The sequence below is a fragment of the Carnobacterium sp. CS13 genome, from assembly GCF_016653495.1.
GTDB lineage: Bacteria > Bacillota > Bacilli > Lactobacillales > Carnobacteriaceae > Carnobacterium_A > Carnobacterium_A antarcticum.
The window spans coordinates 410,025-431,298 of the sequence record NZ_CP067364.1 but is presented as its reverse complement, the minus strand read 5'-3'; the positions used below and the strand labels follow the sequence as shown (position 1 = coordinate 431,298).

Genomic DNA, 21,274 nt, shown 5'->3' with positions numbered 1-21,274 from the left:
GTTTCTTTGTTCTGTCTCTATTATGCTTGACTAGGGACTTTTTGTCATAGGACTTTAGAACGATTTTCGTATCCTTACTTAGTCTGAACCTTGTGATTCCCGGCTTCTAGCTTTATTTTACCATGAATTCGAAAACTATAGCTATTAAAAGCTTATCCAAAAAAAGGAGCTGAGTTTGATGCTTTCTCAGCTCCTTCACCTATTCTAATATACGTTTCACTTAATTTTAATTCGTTAGAGCTTTCCCACGTTCGGTATCTCGTTTAAGAATCTCTTTTAAATAGCGACCTGTATAACTTTTTTTAGTCTTCGCCACTTTTTCTGGAGTTCCGGTCACTAAAACAGTACCGCCGCCAGCTCCGCCTTCGGGGCCTAAGTCAATAACGTAATCAGCTGTTTTGATCACATCTAAATTGTGTTCGATCACCAAAACCGTGTTTCCAGCTTCGACCAATCGATTTAATACTTCTAATAATCGAGCAATGTCTTCTGTATGCAGACCTGTTGTCGGTTCATCTAAGATATAGAAGTTTTTTCCATCTGACCGTTTGTGCAATTCACTTGCCAGTTTCATCCGTTGTGCTTCTCCACCTGACAATGTAGTTGCTGGCTGTCCTAAAGTAACATACCCTAGACCCACATCAATAATCGTCTGCATTTTCCGGTGAATTTTTGGAATGTGTTCGAAAAAGGAAACAGCTTCTTCGACGGTCATATTCAAAACATCCGAAATATTTTTACCTTTGTAGCGTACTTCCAACGTTTCAGAGTTGTAACGGGTGCCATGACAAATTTCGCATGGAACATAAACATCAGGTAAAAAGTGCATTTCTATTTTTAGTATACCGTCACCTCTACAAGCTTCACACCGACCGCCTTTGACGTTGAAACTAAAACGGCCTTTTTTGTACCCTCTGATTTTTGCTTCATTGGTCGAAGCGAATAAATCACGGATATCATCAAAAACACTGGTGTAAGTGGCCGGGTTGCTTCGTGGAGTCCGACCAATTGGGCTTTGATCAATATCAATGATTTTTTCTAAACCTTCATGCCCAGTCATTTTTTTGAATTTACCTGGTTTTTGTTTTGAACGGTTTAATTCTCTAGATAAAGCTTTTTTCAAAATACCGTTTACTAACGTACTTTTACCCGATCCAGAAACGCCGGTAACAGCTACGAAACGTCCTAATGGAAAATCAACAGAAATATTTTTTAAGTTATTTTCTGCTGCTCCTGTAATACGGATAGCTCCTTTGTCTTCATCTCGACGGGTTTTTGGCACAGGGATAAACTTTTTGCCAGATAAATAGGCGCCTGTTAAGGATTTAGGATTCTGTGAAACCTCTTTAGGAGTGCCATAAGCAACGATTTCTCCGCCTTTTTCACCAGCTCCAGGTCCAATATCAATCAAATAGTCGGCTGCTAACATCGTGTCTTCATCGTGCTCGACAACGATCAGTGTATTGCCTAAATCACGCATTTTTTTCAATGAATCAATCAAACGATTGTTGTCTCGTTGGTGCAATCCAATTGAGGGTTCATCCAAAATATACAAAACACCTGACAAATTAGAACCAATTTGTGTGGCTAACCGAATCCGCTGCGCTTCTCCGCCAGATAATGTCCCAGCTGTCCGGCTTAAGGTCAGATAATTAAGCCCAACGTTGCTCAGAAAATTCAATCGGTCGTCAACCTCTTTTAAAATCGGCTTAGCAATCATACTTTCATGTTCAGTTAACGTCAGCTCGCTAAAGAATCCAATAGCTTCTTCAATCGGATACTCACTGATGTCCCCAATATCTTTGCCGGCTACTTTAACCGATAACGCTTGGCGATTCAGCCGTTTTCCTCCGCATGTTTGACAAGTCAACTCGGTCATATAGAGACGCATTTGGTCTCTGGTGTAGTCACTGTTGGTATCTTTGTACCGTCTTGAAATATTATGGAGCACGCCTTCGAAAGGCAAATCTACGTCTCTTATGCCTCCAAAATCATTTTTATAATGAAAATGAAACAACTCTCCGTTCGAACCTTTTAAGACAAAGTTTTGTTCTTTTTCCGTTAATTCTTCAAAAGGGGTATCCATATCAATGTTAAAGCTTTTACAGGCTTGTTCCAACAGTTGCGGGTAGTAATTGGAACTGATCGGTTTCCAAGGTGCAATGGCCCCTTCTCTTAATGTCATCGATTTTTCAGGTATGACTAAATCGGTATCGACTTCCAATTTGACCCCTAAACCGTCACAATCGTTACAAGCACCAAACGGAGCATTGAAAGAAAACAATCGCGGTTCTAATTCGCCGACTGTGAACCCACAGTATGGACAAGCGTAATGCTCGCTGAACAAAACCTCTTCTTTTCCCATAATATCGGCAATGGCGTAACCTTCTGCCAATCGCAAAGCTGCTTCAAAAGAATCAAATAACCGCGAGCGGATACCGTCTTTGACTACGATTCGGTCAATGATAATATCGATATCGTGTTTCTTATTTTTTTCCAGTACGATATCATCTGAAATATCGTACATTTCTTTATTGACACGCAAGCGAACGTAACCTTCGCTTTTGATCTTATCAAAAACTTTTTTATGCTGCCCCTTTTTTCCAACGACAATAGGAGCCAATATTTGTACCCGTGTTCCTTCTGGATACTCCAATACACGATCTACCATTTGTTCGACAGATTGACTAGTGATTTCAGTCCCGTCATTTGGACAAATCGGGTGTCCTACACGGGCATACAACAACCGTAAGTAGTCATTGATTTCGGTCACTGTTCCAACGGTAGAACGAGGATTTTTACTGGTTGTTTTTTGATCAATAGAAATCGCCGGACTTAACCCGTCAATGCTATCAACGTCTGGTTTATCCATCTGCCCAAGAAATTGACGGGCATAGGCTGATAAACTTTCAACATACCGTCTTTGGCCTTCAGCATATAATGTATCAAAAGCTAACGAGCTTTTACCCGAACCCGACAAACCGGTCAAAACTACTAATTGGTCTCTGGGAATCGTTACATCTACATTTTTCAGATTATGCGAGCGGGCTCCATGAATCACTATTTTATCATTTCGCATGTGTTTTCTCCTTTTATGGTAAACTTTGATTTTTCAACTTTTGTTTTATTAGTTCTAGTTTAACGCAAAACACAAAAAATAGGATAACGAAGTGCATCCTATTTTCCTTCTAGTTATTTTATTATAACACATTTCTTTTGTTTAGCGAACGTTTGTTCCTGTTTTAATCTGCTAAAATTCGTTGCGATATGTTTTGCAATTGAGCCTGATTAGTAAAATTGCCGCTTAATAAGTCCGGCAAAATTTCGTTTAAAAAGTACTGAACACTATTTAAGTGCTTAAATTGTAAAATGGTTTTTAACGATTCTTCATAGATTTCTGTAAAAATACTTTCAGGGTTTCCTTTTTGAATTTCTCCAAAAGACTCGTAAAGCAAATCAACTTTATCCGCAACCGATAAAATTTGGCCTTCAAGCGTACTATCTTTGCCTTCTTTCAACCGTTCTGAATACACCGCTTGGAACTCTTTAGGAATCTCATTTCGAATAAAGTTTTCGGTCATCGACTCTTCGACATCTGCCAACATCTCTCTTAATTGAGGAGTTGCGTATTTAACCGGTGTTTTGATATCCCCAATAAACAATTCTGAATAATCATGATTGAGGGCTTTTTCATAAAGCGAACGCCAATTGACCTCTTTTCCCCGTTGTTCTTCTACGGTTCCTAGAAATTGAGCAATTTTAGTCACTTTAAAAGAATGTGCGGCAACTGAATGTTCTTCATACTTGAATTTCCCTGGACACCGAAAAATGCTCTCCAAGTCACTCAAGCTTTTAATGTACTGATGCATCCCCATATCTCCTCATCCTTTCGCAGCTAAATTTTTATAATCCTAACATAGAACTTATTTAAATGCAAAAAACATCTTTATGGCTTTGCATACGCGGTCTTCTTTGTTTTTTCTTTTACAGTGGGTGTCTCAGTGTTTGTTTCATTTTTTTCTTCTTCAGTATGAACCAATCCTTGATTTAGAATGCTGTAAACATGGTCGTCCATTTGACTGTACAAGCGGCTTTTACCTGCGCTGCGTGATTTAACCAAACGAGCAGTTTTCAGAATTTTTAGTTGGTGAGAAACAGCAGATTGCTCCATTTCCATTAATTTTGCGATTGTTCCGACATTCAATTCCTGATTTTCTAATAGATATAAAATAGCAATGCGTGTCGGATCACTGATTACTTTAAATAATTTGCTCACTTTTTGAATCGTTTTATCATCCAATAACGGTGTTTTGTCTTGATCCATCGCGATCTCCCTTTTCTATACATGTGTATCCACTCATGTGTTTATCCTACCATAGAACTGCTGTAAAGTAATGATTTTAGTCTGCTGCAGATAGGAAAAAGAATGCCAATCAAACAGCTGCTTGATTGGCATTCTTTCATAAATTCGTTTAAATCAACTATTTAAAAAGTGATCATTTTTATTATGCGTGTTTAATTCCGTTACTTTACCTGTGTTTAAATAAATGATCCATTCACAGATATTAGTAACGTAATCGCCGATTCGTTCAATATAACCAGCAACCAGCATGTAATCCGTCGCACCTAAAATAATATCAGGGTCAGATTTCATTTGTTTGATACAAGCTTTATAGATTTTTTTGAAGTCATTGTCGACTGCTACATCGCTTAACGCGACATCTTTAGCTTTATCAGCATCCGAGACTACATATGCATCTAATACTCCTTGAACCATTACTTTAACTTTTTCAGACATTTCTGCGATTTGAGCTTCAATAGCGTAATCGCGTTTATTGCCTTTAACACGAATCGTTGATTTGGCGATGCTGACAGCATGGTCGCCCATTCGCTCTAAGTCAGCACTTGCTTTCATGATCGTTACGATTTTACGCAAGTCCGTTGTGACCGGCTGTTGTAAAGCAATCATTTCAAAGCACCTTTTCTCTAAATCTACTTCATGTTTATTGATGATGATATCTCCATCAATAACTTCTTGGGCCAATCCTTTATCATGGTTGACAAAAGCTTTGACTGATTTATATACTGCTTCGTTTACGATTTTCCCCATTTGAAAAAAATGGTTGTGTAAATCATTTAATTCTTCTTCGAATACACGTCTCATTTGCTACCACTCCTATTTAACCATCTTTCCTCTATTATCCTATGAATTACCCGAAACGTCCAGAAATATAATCTTCTGTTTCTTTTTTACGTGGATTCGTAAAAATTTGTCTTGTTTCGCCAAACTCAATTAACTTTCCATTTAAGAAAAAAGCGGTGTTATCAGAAATCCGAGAAGCTTGCTGCATATTATGCGTAACCATGATCATTGTATAATCTTCTTTTAAATCCATCAACATGCGTTCGATTTTCCCGCTTGAGACAGGATCCAGTGCACTTGTTGGTTCGTCCAAGAGAATCACTGCAGGTTCGATTGCCAAAACACGAGCAATACATACCCGTTGTTGTTGTCCACCTGAAAGCGACAAGGCATTTTTATGCAGCTTATCTTTGACATCTTCCCAGACAGCTGCTTTTTTCAGGCTTATTTCAACGATTTCTTCAATTTTCTTTTTGTCTTTCATACCGGCAATTCTTAAGCCGTAAGCTACGTTTTCAAAAACCGAAAACGGAAAGGGATTCGGTTGTTGAAACACCATTCCGACTTTTTTTCTCAATTCAACTGTGTCCATTTTCGGGCTGTAGATGTCTTGATTTTCAAAAGTGATATTCCCCGTAATCGTTACATCAGGAATCAAATCGTTCATCCGGTTCAATGTTCTTAAATACGTCGATTTCCCACAACCGCTCGGACCAATCAAAGCTGTGATTTCTTTTGGTTTAAAGTCCAAGGAAACTCCTTTTAAAGCTTCGTTTTTCCCATAATACAAATGAACATCTTTGGATTCAATAATGTATTTTTCCTTACTCACGTTGTTTCCCCCTAACCAAAGTGACCTGAGACATAGTCTTCAGTTGACTGTATTTTCGGACGTGTAAAGACTTTTCTGGTTTCATCGTATTCAATAACATTTCCCATATAAAAGTAAGCTGTATAATCGCTGATCCGCGATGCTTGCTGCATATTATGTGTCACAATAATGATCGAATAGTCTTCACGCAACTGCAGCAATGTTTCTTCTACTTGACTGGTTGAAATCGGATCAAGTGCACTTGCTGGTTCGTCTAACAATAAAATATCTGGTTTTAAGGCAATTGCACGGGCAATACACAATCGTTGTTGTTGTCCGCCAGATAAAGCTAATGCACTTTTGTGTAGATCATCTTTGACCTGTTCCCATAGCGCCGCTTGTTTTAAGCTCGTTTCAACGGCTTCATCCAATGTTGCTTTGTCTTTGATTCCATGGCGTTTTAAAGCAAAACTGATATTGTCGTAAATAGATTTGCTGAAAGGATTCGGACGTTGGAACACCATACCGATGTTTTTACGCATTTCGTAGACATCAACATCAGACGCATTGATGTCCTCGCCTTTATAAATGATCTCGCCGGTTACTTTAGCTATTTGAATTTCATCATTCATACGGTTCAGCGAACGTAAATACGTCGATTTTCCACAGCCGCTCGGACCAATCAATGATGTGATTTTATTTTCTTCGAATTCTAAGGATACCCCTTTGATGGCTTCATTTTGTCCATACCAAACATGTAAATCTTTCGTAGACAGGTCGATGTGCTTATCAGCACTCATTTTTAGTATATTTGTTTCAAGGTTTGCTTGTTCCGGCATTTTTTCTTCCTCCTTGAGTGGCTTGATCATTCGTTTTTTTAACCCGAAGTAGCTTTTTTGTGTAGTTTCTTGCCTAAGAAACGAGCACCAAAGTTAAACAACAAGACAGCAATAATCAGCACCGCTGAAGCTCCGGCCGATACTTGTGCCCCATCAGGCATGACACCTTCACTGTTGATTTTCCAAATATGCACGGCTAATGTTTCGGCCGGACGCATAATATTTAAAGGGCTCGAAATAGACATTGGGTTCCAATTTGTAAAATCTAATGCCGGCGCACTTTGTCCAGCTGTATAAATCAAAGCAGCAGCTTCACCAAAAATACGCCCTGCAGCTAAGATCATCCCGGTCAGAATCCCCGGTAAAGCTGCTGGTAAAATGATCCGAGTCACTGTTTCCCAACGCGACAACCCTAGCGCCAAGCCTGCTTCTCTTTGAGTTGCAGGAATAGCGGTTAACGAATCTTCAATGGTTCTCGTTAGCAGCGGCAAGTTAAACAATGTCAAAGCCATTGCTCCTGAAAGAATCGAGAATCCTAAGCCCCATTGTAATACAAAAATCAAGAAACCAAAAAGCCCTACCACAACTGACGGCAATGAACTTAAGACTTCAATGGCTGTTCGGACTAAATCTGTCAGCCAGTTTTTCTTGGCATACTCAGATAAATAAATAGCTGCACCTAACGAAATAGGTGTGCTGATCACCATCGTTAAAATCAATAAGTAGAATGAATTATACAACTGAATCGCAATTCCGCCACCCGTTTGAAACGACTTCGATGGTGTTGTTAAAAACTCCCAAGAGATTTGAGGAATTCCGCGCCATAAAATAAAAGCTAACAAACTGAATAAGATCAAGACAATGATTCCAGCAATGGCATACAATACGCCAATCGCTATTTTATCTGCTTTTTTTGCATTCATTTTACTTCATAGCCCCTTTCTTCCCAATCCAACGGGTTAAAATATTAAAGAATAATGCCATCAGCAATAAGATTAGAGCCAATGACCAAAGAACGTTGTTTTCAAGTGTCCCCATAACCGTATTCCCCATATTCATGGTCAAAATACTGGTCAATGTTGAAGCTGGAGTGATTAAGTTGGTTGGCATTAGCGCAGCATTTCCGATAACCATTTGCACTGCCAAAGCTTCGCCAAAAGCACGAGCCATTCCAAACACAACTGCTGTTAATAATCCCGGTGTAGCGCTTCTTAGAACGACTTTATAGATGGTCTGCCATCTAGTGGCCCCCATTGCTAAAGAAGCTTCTCGGTAATGGCGCGGAACAGCATTTAACGTGTCTACTGCCATACTTGTTACCGTTGGTAAAATCATAACAAATAAGACTACCGCAGCAGATAATACTCCAAAACCACTGCCGCCAAAAATTCCCCGTATAAACGGAACAATAACCGTTAAGCCGATGAATCCATAAACGACAGAAGGAATTCCGACTAATAATTCAATAACGGGCTGCAAAATGCGTTTTCCGACAGTCGGCGAAATCTCTGTCATAAAAATAGCGGCTCCAATGGCAAATGGCGTCGCAACAAGAGCTGATAACAACGTTACAATAAACGAACCAGCAATCATCGGCAATGCTCCTGCCAATGGTTGACCGTCTTCTCCGACGTTTCCTGGGTTCCAGACAGAACCGGTTAGAAAACTGCTTAACGAAACGCCGTCTTTAGTAAAAGTAGAAATCCCTTTACTTGCTACAAAATATAAAATAGACACTACTACAAAAACAATAAATGCAATACAGATAAAACTGACTGCTTTACCGATTTTTTCAAGTCTTCCTTTGCCCGAGTGACCTACTAGTTTTCCTTGAATGTCCTCCAAAAGAAACCCTCCTCTTCTTCTTCTGCTGTTAACTTCTGAATGAAAGACGTCAAACCTTAATGATTGGACGTCTTTGCCATCTTTTTTCTATTATCTATTTGTATTTTATTCAGGTTGTGCCACATCAGTTGTATTTCCAGCAGCATCACGTTCGACTTGCATTGTATTGGTCGGAATATAGCCAAGCGCTTCAATTAAAGTTCCTTGAATATCATCTGATAATATATACTCTAGAAAGTCTTTTGTTAAACCTGTTGGCTCACCGTTTGTATACATGTGTTCATAAGACCAAATAATCCAGTCGTTTGTTTTAACATTTTCGTCAGTCGGTTCAATCCCATTAATAGACAGTGATTCAACTGAATCGTCAATGTAAGAAAAAGCTACATAACTGATAGTCCCCGGTGTACTGGCTACAATTTGGCGCACCGTTCCGCTTGATTCTTGTTCTTGTGTAATCATACTTTTTTTGCCTTCCGATAATACCCATCGGTCAAAAGTTGTCCGTGTTCCGCTCCCAGAAGAACGGTTTAATACCGTGATCGGCAAGTCTTTTCCACCTAATTCTTTCCAATTCGTGATTTCACCAGTAAATATTTTTTCTAAATCTTCTAATTGAATATCGGTTACTCCAACACCTGGAGTGACAATAGGCGCGATTCCAACGACCGCTACTCGATGGTCCACTAATTTAGAAGCATCTATACCTTCTTTTTCTTCTGCAAAAATATCTGAATTGCCAATTTCTACAGCATCAGCAGCAATTTGACCTAAACCCGTTCCGCTACCGCCGCCTTGTACATTAATAAACTTCCCTAAATTTTCAGCACCATATTGTTCCCCAGCAGCTTCAACAAGCGGCTGCAATGCTGATGATCCTACAGCTGTAATGGATTCTTCTCCTACAACCGGCCCACAAGCCGTTAAAACGACGCCCAAAGTCAAAACTACCATAGTATAAAAACTTTTTAGTTTCATTGTTTACCTCCTAAGTGTTTACACAAATCGCATACTGCCTTATCATAACTTACTATTGTAAAGGTTCATCAGTGTAATTGTAAATTTTATGTAAATGAACATTACTTTTTTGTTTTATCTTATCGTTTTTGTCTTCAAAGAGCAAAGAAAAAGATTGAAATCATTGCATTTCTCTAGGCAAATAATCGTTTTTTTCGCTCGATTGGGTATCAGAATTAATTTTCATAAAAATGAGAGTCCCCTTATTTTTCATTGCTCTTTCTCATCTTTTGTACAGAAAAAAAGACTAGCTGGTTTGTTGCAGCAAACCAGCTAGTCAAAGATAATTAAATACTATGGTGCGGATTCAATTCTGTAATGGTTCCAGTTTCAAGATAAACGATCCATTCGCAAATATTGGTCACATAATCGCCGATTCGCTCTAAATATCCCGAAACTAAAAGATAATCTGTACCGCCTAGAACTAATTCCGGGTCGGCTTTCATTTCTTCAATACATTGTTGGTGAATTACTTCGGCCAGCGCATCGACAGCTGTATCACTAGCTGCAATTTTCCGTGCTTCCTCTACATCTTGTTTAAGATAGGCTTCTAATACGGTTCTCACCATCTCTTTTACCTTACCAGAAAGTTCGCCGATTTCTGCTTCGATTTGAAGGACGCGTTTCGTTCCTTTGACACGAATAGTCGATTTAGCAATACTAACAGCATGGTCTCCCATTCGTTCTAAATCAGCGCAAGCTTTCATGACCGTTACAATTCTACGCAAATCGCTGGTCACGGGTTGTTGTAAAGCAATCAATTCAAAACATTTCTTCTCTAAGGATAACTCGAGTTCATTAATATGATGATCCTGATCGATAACTTCCTGTGCCAATTCTTTGTCATGGTTGATAAAGGCTTTAACGGATTTGTAAATCGCTTCATTGACCATCATCCCCATTTCCGAAAAATGAAGATGCAGTTTAGTTAATTCTTCTTCAAATAATTGTCTCATATTATCAACTCCTCTTTACTAAAAATAAAATGATTCTTACCCAAAACGTCCTGAAATATAATCTTCTGTTTCTTTTTGTATTGGCTGAGTAAAGATTTTTCTTGTCTCACCCATTTCAACAATCCGTCCATTTAAAAAGAAAGCTGTTTTGTCTGATATTCGTGAAGCTTGTTGCATATTGTGCGTTACCATAACAAGAGTATAATCTTTTTTCAGCACAGTTACCAGTTCTTCAATTTTTGCTGTGGAAATCGGATCCAATGCACTCGTCGGTTCATCCATCAGCAAAACTTCTGGTTCAACCGCTAATGCACGAGCAATACAGATTCGTTGCTGTTGTCCGCCAGATAAAGATAACGCGCTTTTTTTCAAATCATTTTTTACTTCATCCCAGATAGCCGCTTCCCGCAAACTCTTTTCAACTAATGCATCTAACGTTTGTTTATTTTTGATGCCATGGGTTCTTGGCCCATAAGCGACATTATCGTAAATGCTCATCGGAAAAGGATTGGGTTGCTGAAAGACCATCCCCACTCGTTTGCGCAGCAAATTAGGATCCGTCTCTTTGGCATAAATGTCTTGACCATCCATTTTTATTTCACCCGTGATCGTACAGCCTTCAATTAAATCGTTCATCCGATTTAGACTTTTGATCAAGGTGGATTTCCCACATCCTGAAGGGCCTATAAAAGCTGTAATCTCGTTTTTTGCAATCGTTAAATCGATATTATGGAGAGCTTGAAAATCGCCATAAAAGAGGTCCATGTTTTTTATCATCAATTTATCCATTATTTTTTCTCCTTTGTCAGCAAATTGCTAAGGTACGTTGACAGTCCGTTAATAATCAGAACAACTACCAGCAGCACGACCCCAGTAGCGTAAGATTCATTGACATGCTGTCCTTCGCTTGACAACACATACATATGAAGAGCCAACGTTCTTCCGGAAGCAAACAAGCCATCCGGTAAATTGGTTGAAGTTCCCATAGTGTACATCAAAGCCGCCGTTTCCCCGACTACTCGCCCACTGGCTAAAATGATGCCTGATAAAATCCCCGGCATTGCAACTGGCAATACGACTCTAAAAATAGTTCTTAATTTTCCCGCCCCTAAACCAAAACTCGCTTGTCTTAATGAATCGTTAACAGCGAGCAAAGCTTCTTCAGTTGAGCGAATAATCAGCGGCAAGACCATCATGACCGCCGTTAAGACACCGGCTAAAAGCGAATATTGAAAATTCAAAAATGTGACAAAAAAGAGCATTCCAAACAATCCGTAAACAATAGATGGAATAGCCGCTAATGTATCTGTTGCAATCCGAATCAGCCCGACTGCTTTATTGTTCTTTTTAGCGTACTCGACCAAATAAAAACCCGTAAATACTCCAAGCGGGGTAGCTATCAGCAAGGTTAATCCAACAACCATAAAGGTCGTCAGCAATGCCGGCAGCAAAGAAACGTTGGTTGTTGTATAGTTCCAAGAAAAAAGAGCCGGAGTCAAATGCGGCAAACCGTTGTATAAAATAAAACCTATAATAAAAAACAAAGAGCCGAAAGTAATGAAAGCAGCAAGATAAATAAAGGTCCGTATTAGTTTACTACTCATCTGATGGCCTCTTTTCTTTTGATCAACATAAAGATCCCATTGATCAATAAAATAAACCCAAACAGCATCATAGCTGTTGCAATCAGTGCTTCGCGGTGCTGACCGCTAGCGTAAGCCATTTCCAGAACGATATTGGTTGTCATCGTCCGAACTCCTTGAGTCAATGAATCTGGGATTCGCGGTTGATTTCCAGCTACTAAGACGACGGCCATCGTTTCGCCGATTGCTCGCCCGATTCCTAAGACGACAGAAGAAAGAATCCCTGATTTCGCTGCTGGCAAGATAACACGCATCACTGAACGTTCATGCGTTGCTCCTAAAGCAAGGCTGCCGCTGTAATAGCTTTCTGGAACGGACCGAATTGCCGCTTCCGACATTCCGATAATTGTCGGCAAAATCATGATTCCTAACAACAGCATAACCGTCAACATGTTCATTCCAGTCCCGCCAACAAATTGGCGCATCAACGGCACGATTAGCTGCAAGGCAAAAAATCCATATACAATAGAGGGAATTGCAGCCATTAAATTGACCGCTGGTTTTAAAACCTTATAGAGTTTAGGCGGGCAAAATCGTGCCATAAATACCGCTGTCAACACCCCAATCGGAACACCTATCACTACTGCTCCTAACGTAACGGAAACTGAGCCAAAGATCATTGGAAGAATCCCGTAAGCTGCTGGAGTATTAGAGGGGGTCCAATTTTTTCCTAATAAAAAATTGCCAAAGCCATATTCCATAACGAAAGGCAAGCCGCCTGCAACGATAAAGACACAGATTAAGACGATGGCCAATACAGACGTTAAAGCTGAAACAAGAAAAACCCCTTGCATAAAGCCTTCTATTTTTTTTGTTTTCATTTCGTTCACCTTCTTATTTTTCAGCAGGACCGCTTCAGTTTAAGGTTTGATTTGATCCGCTTTTTTGCTGTTGCCGTTTATTTCCTTGAACAGAACAAAAACAGACCCGTATGTTCTGATCTGTTTTTTAGTTCTTTTTGTTTGTTTTTTATATCATAAATGGTTTATTTAGTCAGTTCTTCCCACGTAGTCAACTCACCTGTAAAGATTTGTTTGACTTGATCCATCGTTAATTCATCAATCGTATTGTTTTCGTTGACGATAACTGCGATGCCATCCATTGCGAGAACTCCTGCTGTTAAATCAGCTTGCTCTTCTTCTTTCAGTTCGCGGGAAGCCATTCCAATATCAGCTGTTCCATCTACCGCTGCAGTGATCCCAGCAGAAGAACCATTAGAAGTAATGTCGATCGTAACTTCTGGGTTTAATGTTTGGTACTCTTCAGCTAGCATTTCCATGACTGGTGTAACCGATGTTGAACCGACAACGCTGACTTTTCCTGATAGATCTGTTGGAGCAGTATACTCAGAAGCGTCTTCAGTTGCTGTTACATAGCCTTCAGACTCAACAATTTCTTGTCCTTGTTGACTGAACATGAAGTCCCAAAAATCTTGAGCTGCTTCACCTAAGTTATCTTTATAAACTACATTGAAAGGACGTGCGATCGCATATGAACCGTCTGCAATCGTCTCAGCTGTTGCTTCGACTCCTTCGATATTAACAGCCTTGACAGTATCATTTAATGAACCTAATGAAATATAACCAATCGCTGTTTCATCGCCAGATACAGAAGTCATTACACCATCTGTACTATTTTGTATCGTCGCTTCCATATAAGTACCGTCTACTTCGTTGCCTTCAGCATCTTCTTCTAATATTGTCGTGATTTCTGTGAATGCCCCTCGTGTTCCAGAACCATCTTCACGAGAAATAACATGAATGTCTTGTGCAGCATCGAATCCCCCTTCAGCCGAGCCCGTATCCGTTGCATTCGAAGTCGAATTTCCACAGGCCGCTAACGTTAAGCCTAATCCTAAAGTTATCCCAAATTTCATTGCTTTTTTTAAATTCATTGTTTTCCCCATCCTTTTTTATAACGTTGGACTTGTTTTCCTTGTCCACATCTCTTATCTTAAAGGTCGTCTGTTAATTTCTGACCGGCTTTGTGTATTGTTTATGTAGTCGATTGTAAAGAAACTGAAAAATTGTAAACAAACGAAAAAAAGGCAGAGAACAAGCAAACTATCCGCTTGTTCTCTGCCTTTGCTCTTTATACTTAATGGTTAAAAATGACGGATCGGAAAAGTTAATGTAAAGGTTGTTCCTAATCCTGCTTTGCTTTGGACCGCGATGGTGCCGTTAAAGTTTTCAACCAAGTATTTCACGATCGATAAACCCAATCCCGTACCGCCTGAATTACGGCTTCTAGCTTTATCTACACGATAAAAACGTTCAAATATGCGGTTCAATTCGTCTTCTGGAATGCCCATTCCATTGTCGCTGATTGAAATGATCGCATGTTCTTCCTTCTTCTTGAGCGTCACTACTATGTTGCCGCCAGCTTGCGTATAAATGACAGCATTATCAATTAAATTGGCTAATATTTGTTTCAACCGGCCGCTATCGGCTTCAATGTTAACCTCTTCTTCCTCAATAAACTCCATTGTGATTTGTTTTTGTTCCGCTTTTTGTTTAACAAGTTTAAAAGTGGATAAGACAGCGTCTTTAACTCTAACTTCTTCATAAGCAATCGGAACTTGTTTCTGTTCTAATTTAGATAGTTCTAAAATATCGTTCACCAGCAAGTCTAAGCGGCTGCTTTCCGCTAACATGATTTCTAAAAATTGTTTTAAAACGTCTTTATCCTCCATTGCGCCATCAAGCAGCGTTTCCGAAAAACCTTTCAATGCTGTTACTGGAGTTTTCAATTCATGAGAAGCATTGGTCACAAAATCCGTTCTAACTTTTTCTAGCCGCCGAATCTCAGTGATGTCGTACAGCAAGACGATCAAATTCATGTCGCCTTTATTTTTTCCAGCTATTGGAACAATATTTGCATCAACAATTCGTTCCGCCGGGTAATAAAAGTAAATCTCTTTATTTTGCATTTCTTTTTTACGATACGTTTTTTCAATTAGGTGACTAAGGCCATAACTTTTCGTTACATCGGCATAAGATTGTCCCAATAATTCGTTGCTGTCCATTCCCAAAATCCGACACATCACTGGGTTGACTCTTTGAATGTTGCGCTGTTCATCTAATAACATAACGCCAATGACTAAATGATTGATTAATTCATTGAGCCGTTCTTCATTTTGATCGATTTCTTGCATTTGTTCTTGCAAGCTTTCTGCTAAACCATTGATCGTAGCCCCTAACTTGGCTACTTCACCATAACCTTTGCCGCTGTAGCGGGAGCTGTATTGCTTATCAGATAAGTTTTTCGCTACATCCATCACTTCTTCGATCGGGTTTGCGATTCGTTTGGTTATCAAAAAGGTAATACCGGTTGCCAATACTAAGGCCAACACACTAAAAGTGAGGATAGAATTTCGGATTTGGCTGTTCAACTGTTTCATTTCTGCCAATGGCTTCGCTAAACGAAACACTCCGATTGCTTCTCCTGCTTGATCTAGAACAGGTCGTGCTACATAAAATAACGTCTCATTTGTACTATTGCTTTTTCTTAAATCCGTTCCTTGAGGCTTTCCAGTTAAGACTGCTTGGACCTCTTCGCGGTTGCGATGATTTTCTAACGCTGGGCTTTGTTTCGCTGAATCGTAAACAACTGTACCATCGATAGCAATTAAAGTGACCCGATGTTTTGTATGTTGCTTCAAAACAGATGCCTCTTGTTTTAAAGTTAAAAAATCTGACGGATCTTTGGCCACACCATCCAAACTGCTTCCAGCCATAATCGCTTGTTCGACCAAGCCTTCTTCCTGACTTTCAACCGCATAGTCTTGCAGCAGCTGAGTAGAAAAAAATCCGATACAAATGCTAAAGATAACAAATACCGTCATGAGAATTGAAATAATTCGAAATTGCAATTTTTTCATGCTTTAGGAACCTCAAATTTATATCCAAAACCTCTAACCGTTCGGATATAAACCGGTTTTTTAGTATCTTTTTCAATTTTTTCTCTTAAGTGGCTAATATGAACATCTACGATTCGCGTTTCACCTGTATAATCAAAATTCCAAATAGCATTCAGCAACTGTTCTCGGCTTAAAATCCGATTGATTCTTTTAGCCATATATAAAAGCAGCTCAAATTCTTTAGGTGTTACATCAATTTGTTCTCCCCGTACCAAGACTTTATATTGGCTAGGAAAAATTTGGATTTCTCCTACTTCAACTTTGGGAGCCTCTTCGCTTTCAATAGATGTTTCAGCTTTCTGCTGCTGCTTAGTAACTCGTCGCATAATGGCTTTCATTCTAGCTAATACTTCACGTGGGCTGAAGGGTTTGGTCATATAATCGTCTGCACCTAATTCTAAGCCGATAATTTTATCAAGTTCATCATCTTTTGCAGTTAAAATCATAATCGGTGTATCTATTTTTTCTTGACGTAATTTTTTACAGATTTCTATTCCATCCATTGTAGGCAACATTAAATCCAAAATAATAAAATCGTATCGATTAGCTACTGCTAGCGAATACCCCGCTAATCCATCCAATGCTGTTTGCACTTGATAACCTTCTTTTTCTAAATTAAAGGCCAGCAACGTCAAAATCGACTGCTCATCATCGACAATCAAGACTTTTTTCATTTTCTTCCCCCATTATGTTCATTCTTTCTTTAGGTATTCTTTGCTAGTTGTGCAGCAAAACTAAGCCGATTTCATGCGGTGAATCTGCATATAAAGCCGTTTCAGTTAACCGAAGTTCTCCATCTGGTCCTTTTACTTTCAAGCGACAATAAACACTGTTGCTAGATAATGCTTGATGAAAATCTTCTTCCGTTGCAAGCGGGTGGTCATTACAAGAAACAAGGGTATCTCCGACAGTTAATTCCATTTTTTCAGCAGGTGTGTCCGGACGAACGCCGATGACTTTTATACCGCTGTCTGATGGGCCAAATAAAAAGGTCCATTTTTTCTCACGTTGACGATGACGGTAAAGGACTACCGCTCCTCCGACGATTAATAAAATCAATCCGGCAAATCCTGAATAACTCGTCCAAATTGAACCAATAGCTGTCAATCCTGCCACAACCGTTAAAACAGCTAAGTCTTTCACAATCAGTTCAGTAGCCGCTTTAGGCATTTGCGACTGTACCGTAAAACGGAATCCCATTAAAATAGGCAGCCAGAAAAAGGAATAGGTTTGGTTTCCGATTGCAAATACAGGCCACCAGTCAAAAAAGGCTCCAAAACTTTCTCCGGGGATGATCAATAATAACGGAACTACCCAAAAAGGTTTTATTTGATAACGAGCAATTTTTTTCCCGCGCTTCGTATTCAAAAAACGAGGCGAAAGTTGTTTGGTCGCGTGTTTGCTTAACGTCACTAATGTCATTGCTAACAAAAAGACCGTTATAAATAATACGTTGGTGATTAAACTAGTGTTGACCCACTGCATTTGTGTCAATGGTCGATACCAGCCAGCGGGTAAAAAATTAAAGGTATCTTGAGTACCTACCATAGCTCCCCCGATTAAAACCAAAGTCGTCAGAGAAAAAGCAAATAACGGGTGCACGAAACGATAACCGACGAGCATCAGTAAAATCGTTACAACTTGATAGACAATAATCCAGTCTAATGTAATGGGAAATCCGATTCCTATTGATAACAAGGAACCGATCAGACCAGTGACCAGTCCTAACAGCAAATAGTTTTTGACTTCATAAAACGCTTTGTAAATAGCGACTCGGTGATTGCTTCTTTCTGTTTTGATTCTTTGATAACTCGTTCCGATTGCAATAATTAAGCCAACCAAAAAAGTTGGTTGGATCAAAAAAATAAGTACCGCCATAAAAAAATTTGACGCGATTTGCATATAGACCTACACCCCTTCTACTTTCACTATTCATTGAACAACTTTTGTTTCAACCACTAAGAAACCATTGGTTACTAGTTCTTTATAATTTTTACTAGAGAATGACAGCTGCAACTATTCTCTTCTCTCTTATAGCGTACCTATTTTCAGCTGAAATGTAAAACTTAAATTAAAAAAACTTTTAAAAGATGAATTTCTTTTACTCTCTTAAAAACAAAAAGCCTGAGATAAAATCACTTATAGTGGTTTTTTCCCAGACTTTTTGCATCGCATTTAGGGTACGAAGGTTCATTTTTGCGTATCAGAAATCTTTTAAAATTAGTTTACTCGTCCATATCCAACTACATATTGAGCCCAGTAATATTGGTTAATTTGTGCTACTGCTACGCCTGAAGAAGATTGAGCTCCAATGAAACTACCGTTTCCTAAGTAAATACCAACATGGTCAATACTACCTGTTTGGTTAAAGAATACTAAGTCTCCAGCTTTGGCTTCAGATTGAGAAATCTTTGTAGAAGCGGCATATTGTGCACTTGCTGTCCGTGGAAGGCTGATTCCAGCTGCATTAAAAGCGTACTGAGTAAAACCAGAACAGTCAAATCCTGCAGTAGTTGTTCCACCGTATAGGTAAGGAGTTCCTTGCACGCCAAAGGCTGCGCTTTGGACTGCACCCCAAGATCCGCCTGCAACAGGTGTTGTTGTAGCTGCTGGTTTGCTTTCAACAGCTTTAGCTTTTGTTTCAGTTGTTTTTGTTTCAGTCGCAATTGGTGTTGCTGTTTTTTCAGCAGCTGTCGCTACTGTATTTGTTGCTACAGCTTCAGTTTCTGTTTCGTCAGAAGTCGCTACAGCTACAGTAGCTGTTTTAGCTGCTTGCAACTCTTGTGCGGCTTTTTCAGCTGCGGTTTTCGTTGCTAAAAACTGTTCTTTTTCAGTTTCTGCATCAGCTTTTTCAGCTGCAAGTGAAGCTACCACTGCTTCTTTTTCTAAACCTTGTTGCTCTAGATCTGTTTTTGCAGCTTCTAACTTAGCAGCTACAAGTGTTTGGTTTTCCAATGTTTTTTCAGTTTCTGTTTGTTTCGCTGCGACTAATTCTTTGTCAGCAGCTTGAGCTTTTACTAACTCTTGATTAGCTGAAACCAATTTCGAAACAACATCTGCACGACCTAAAACATCTGCAAAAGATTCAGATTCCAAAATAAAATCAACATAATTTTGTGTATCTCCATTTACTTGAACTGTACGCGCTTGTTCAGCTAGTTTTGCTTCACGAGCTGCAATGCCTTCATTTAATGTATCGATTTGGCTGTTTAGTTCTTTCAATGTTTCTTGTGTTTCTGTCATTTCAGTCATCAATGAAGCAGCTTTTGATTCATTTTTAGCCATGCTATCTGTAATAGCAGCTAATTCGTTAGCGACAGATTTTTTTTCATCTTCAAGCTTGTTGATTTTTTCAGTCGTTTGTTTGATGTTGTCATCAATCGCTGCTTCTGCTGTTAATGGTGCTAAATAGGTTGTTACTCCCATAGATGCTAATAAAACAAGAGTTATAAGTTTCTTATTCACGTTTTCTTTCCTCCGCTTTCCCTAAATGCTTTTTTTTGTTCATTTTTTTTTATTATTTTTAGTTGTTAAACTTTTAAGAATCTTCTAATTGAAATAGACGATCCTATTGATCCAATCAAAACGCCAATCGCGATCATCAAACCACCGATTTGGTATAAAAAGGGAACAGGCGTTAATAACGCGAAATACGTACCTGTTAGGTACTGTGTTCCTAAATCATAAGCTGCGACATAAATAAAGCTAAGCAGTGCTGTTGGAATCAGTGAACCGATTAGACCGATCATTGCGCCTTCAATTAGGAATGGCCATCTGATAAACCAGTTTGTTGCTCCAACTAACTTCATGATTTCGATTTCTGTTCTACGAGACATAATAGTGATTCGAATAGTATTGGATATCAAGAACACCGCTGTCAACACAAGCGCGATGATAATGACCGCTCCAACATTCCGAACAGTTTTCATTGTTTTAAATAAGTTATCTGCGGTTGCTCCGCCGTAATTTACTTTGGCTACATAATCCAAAGCTTCAGATTGCTTAGCAACGATTGATGTGTGCTCTGGCGTGTCCGTGTTTACGATATAAACGTCATAAAGCGGATTGTCATCCCCTTGGAACAAATTGAATTCATTTCCATAGCTTCCAACAACTTGTTTCAGTTCATCTTCACGACTGGAAAACTCCACTGTATCAACATGATCAATAGCAGCCAGGTCTTTTTCTAATTGTTCCTGTTGCCCTTCGTCGGCTGCTAAATCGATATACACTCTGACGCTTACGTCATTTTCGATATCGGTCGCTAGTTTATTCACATTCATCAGCATTGCAATAAATGATCCAACTAAAAGTAAGGTTACCGCTACTGCACTGATGGCAGCAATCGACATCCAACCATTTCGTTTTAGACTTTTCAGACTTTCAATCAAATGTCTTTTAATCGTTCTAAACTTCATATCCGTAGTCTCCTTCCAATTGATCTCGGACAATGCGTCCATTCTCAACCGCAAGTACACGGTGTTTAACGACATTTACGATTTGGCTATTATGAGTGGCCATGATGACGGTCGTTCCTTGATTGTTGATTTCTTCCAAGATATTCATGATTTCCCATGAAGTATCTGGGTCAAGGTTCCCTGTCGGCTCATCCGCAATCAATACTCGCGGCATGTTCGCAATAGCTCTAGCAATGGCGATCCGTTGTTGTTCTCCACCGGATAGTTCATTCGGAAACATTCTTACTTTATGCTTTAATCCTACTAATTCCAGAACTTCCAAGACACGTTTTTTAATGATCTTAGGGTTTTTTTCAACCACTTCCATTGCATAAGCAATGTTTTCATAAACGGTTAATCTCGGTAATAATTTAAAGTCTTGGAATACTACTCCAACATGACGCCTTAAATAAGGAATATCTTTATCTTTCATTGTTACTAAATCGAAATCCCCAACTTTAATCGTTCCTTTGGTTGCTTTTTCTTCTCTATACATCATTTTAATAAACGTCGATTTACCTGCTCCACTTGGGCCAACTACATAAACGAATTCGCCTTGTTCAATACGAACAGTTAAACCGTTAATTGCTGTAATGCCATTAGGATATTTCTTGTAGACATTTAGCATTTCAATCATCATATCA

20 protein-coding genes are annotated in these 21,274 nt (G+C 39.2%); all 20 read right to left on the bottom strand.

What is annotated here, in order from left to right:
- Positions 1-226 precede the first annotated feature (226 nt).
- The gene (gene uvrA / locus JHE06_RS02065) at positions 227-3,079 is read right to left on the bottom strand and encodes an excinuclease ABC subunit UvrA (protein WP_058919914.1); all 2,853 of its coding nucleotides are present in this window, start codon (positions 3,077-3,079) and stop codon (positions 227-229) included.
- A 163-nt stretch (positions 3,080-3,242) separates the two neighbouring features.
- Complete coding sequence (locus tag JHE06_RS02060; protein ID WP_058919913.1) at positions 3,243-3,875, bottom strand: HD domain-containing protein; 633 nt, start codon at positions 3,873-3,875, stop codon at positions 3,243-3,245.
- 71 nt (positions 3,876-3,946) lie between these two features.
- Positions 3,947-4,324, bottom strand: coding sequence for an ArsR/SmtB family transcription factor (locus tag JHE06_RS02055; RefSeq protein ID WP_082664238.1), 378 nt, complete (start codon positions 4,322-4,324; stop codon positions 3,947-3,949).
- A 153-nt stretch (positions 4,325-4,477) separates the two neighbouring features.
- Positions 4,478-5,164: a phosphate signaling complex protein PhoU gene (gene phoU, locus JHE06_RS02050; protein WP_058919912.1), complete on the bottom strand. Its 687-nt coding sequence runs from the start codon at positions 5,162-5,164 to the stop codon at positions 4,478-4,480.
- A gap of 46 nt (positions 5,165-5,210) precedes the next feature.
- Positions 5,211-5,975: a phosphate ABC transporter ATP-binding protein PstB gene (gene pstB, locus JHE06_RS02045; RefSeq protein WP_058919911.1), complete on the bottom strand. Its 765-nt coding sequence runs from the start codon at positions 5,973-5,975 to the stop codon at positions 5,211-5,213.
- Between the two features lie 11 nt (positions 5,976-5,986).
- A complete protein-coding gene (gene pstB / locus JHE06_RS02040) occupies positions 5,987-6,754 on the bottom strand; it encodes a phosphate ABC transporter ATP-binding protein PstB (protein WP_231726804.1) in 768 nt (255 codons plus the stop codon).
- A gap of 77 nt (positions 6,755-6,831) precedes the next feature.
- Positions 6,832-7,716, bottom strand: a complete 885-nt coding sequence (pstA, locus tag JHE06_RS02035) for a phosphate ABC transporter permease PstA (RefSeq protein WP_058919909.1) — start codon at positions 7,714-7,716, stop codon at positions 6,832-6,834.
- Position 7,717: 1 nt separating this feature from the next.
- Positions 7,718-8,638 carry a phosphate ABC transporter permease subunit PstC gene (pstC, locus tag JHE06_RS02030; protein ID WP_058919908.1) on the bottom strand — a complete coding sequence of 307 codons (921 nt, stop codon included), beginning with the start codon at positions 8,636-8,638 and terminating at the stop codon, positions 7,718-7,720.
- A gap of 105 nt (positions 8,639-8,743) precedes the next feature.
- Complete coding sequence (locus JHE06_RS02025; protein WP_058919907.1) at positions 8,744-9,616, bottom strand: phosphate ABC transporter substrate-binding protein PstS family protein; 873 nt, start codon at positions 9,614-9,616, stop codon at positions 8,744-8,746.
- A 326-nt stretch (positions 9,617-9,942) separates the two neighbouring features.
- On the bottom strand, positions 9,943-10,611 hold the full coding sequence (phoU, locus tag JHE06_RS02020) for a phosphate signaling complex protein PhoU (protein WP_058919906.1): 669 nt from the start codon (positions 10,609-10,611) through the stop codon (positions 9,943-9,945).
- 36 nt (positions 10,612-10,647) lie between these two features.
- Positions 10,648-11,400 (bottom strand): phosphate ABC transporter ATP-binding protein PstB, encoded by a 753-nt coding sequence (gene pstB / locus JHE06_RS02015; RefSeq protein WP_058919905.1) that lies wholly within the window; start codon positions 11,398-11,400, stop codon positions 10,648-10,650.
- Positions 11,400-12,215: a phosphate ABC transporter permease PstA gene (pstA, locus tag JHE06_RS02010; RefSeq protein WP_058919904.1), complete on the bottom strand. Its 816-nt coding sequence runs from the start codon at positions 12,213-12,215 to the stop codon at positions 11,400-11,402. The genes pstB (JHE06_RS02015) and pstA (JHE06_RS02010) overlap by 1 nt, the downstream gene beginning before the upstream one ends.
- A complete protein-coding gene (pstC, locus tag JHE06_RS02005) occupies positions 12,212-13,075 on the bottom strand; it encodes a phosphate ABC transporter permease subunit PstC (protein WP_058919903.1) in 864 nt (287 codons plus the stop codon). Before pstC (JHE06_RS02005) ends, pstA (JHE06_RS02010) begins: the two co-directional genes overlap by 4 nt.
- 164 nt (positions 13,076-13,239) lie before the next feature.
- Complete coding sequence (locus tag JHE06_RS02000) at positions 13,240-14,148, bottom strand: substrate-binding domain-containing protein (RefSeq protein ID WP_058919902.1); 909 nt, start codon at positions 14,146-14,148, stop codon at positions 13,240-13,242.
- A gap of 210 nt (positions 14,149-14,358) precedes the next feature.
- Positions 14,359-16,134 carry a two-component system histidine kinase PnpS gene (gene pnpS, locus JHE06_RS01995; protein ID WP_201089242.1) on the bottom strand — a complete coding sequence of 592 codons (1,776 nt, stop codon included), beginning with the start codon at positions 16,132-16,134 and terminating at the stop codon, positions 14,359-14,361.
- Positions 16,131-16,847 carry a response regulator transcription factor gene (locus JHE06_RS01990; protein ID WP_201089240.1) on the bottom strand — a complete coding sequence of 239 codons (717 nt, stop codon included), beginning with the start codon at positions 16,845-16,847 and terminating at the stop codon, positions 16,131-16,133. Before JHE06_RS01990 ends, pnpS begins: the two co-directional genes overlap by 4 nt.
- Before the next feature lie 43 nt (positions 16,848-16,890).
- On the bottom strand, positions 16,891-18,075 hold the full coding sequence (locus JHE06_RS01985; protein WP_201089238.1) for a PDZ domain-containing protein: 1,185 nt from the start codon (positions 18,073-18,075) through the stop codon (positions 16,891-16,893).
- Between the two features lie 318 nt (positions 18,076-18,393).
- Positions 18,394-19,638 (bottom strand): C40 family peptidase, encoded by a 1,245-nt coding sequence (locus tag JHE06_RS01980; RefSeq protein WP_058919898.1) that lies wholly within the window; start codon positions 19,636-19,638, stop codon positions 18,394-18,396.
- 65 nt (positions 19,639-19,703) lie between these two features.
- Complete coding sequence (ftsX, locus tag JHE06_RS01975; RefSeq protein ID WP_201089236.1) at positions 19,704-20,591, bottom strand: permease-like cell division protein FtsX; 888 nt, start codon at positions 20,589-20,591, stop codon at positions 19,704-19,706.
- On the bottom strand, positions 20,581-21,267 hold the full coding sequence (ftsE, locus tag JHE06_RS01970; protein WP_058919896.1) for a cell division ATP-binding protein FtsE: 687 nt from the start codon (positions 21,265-21,267) through the stop codon (positions 20,581-20,583). The genes ftsX and ftsE overlap by 11 nt, the downstream gene beginning before the upstream one ends.
- Positions 21,268-21,274 lie beyond the last annotated feature (7 nt).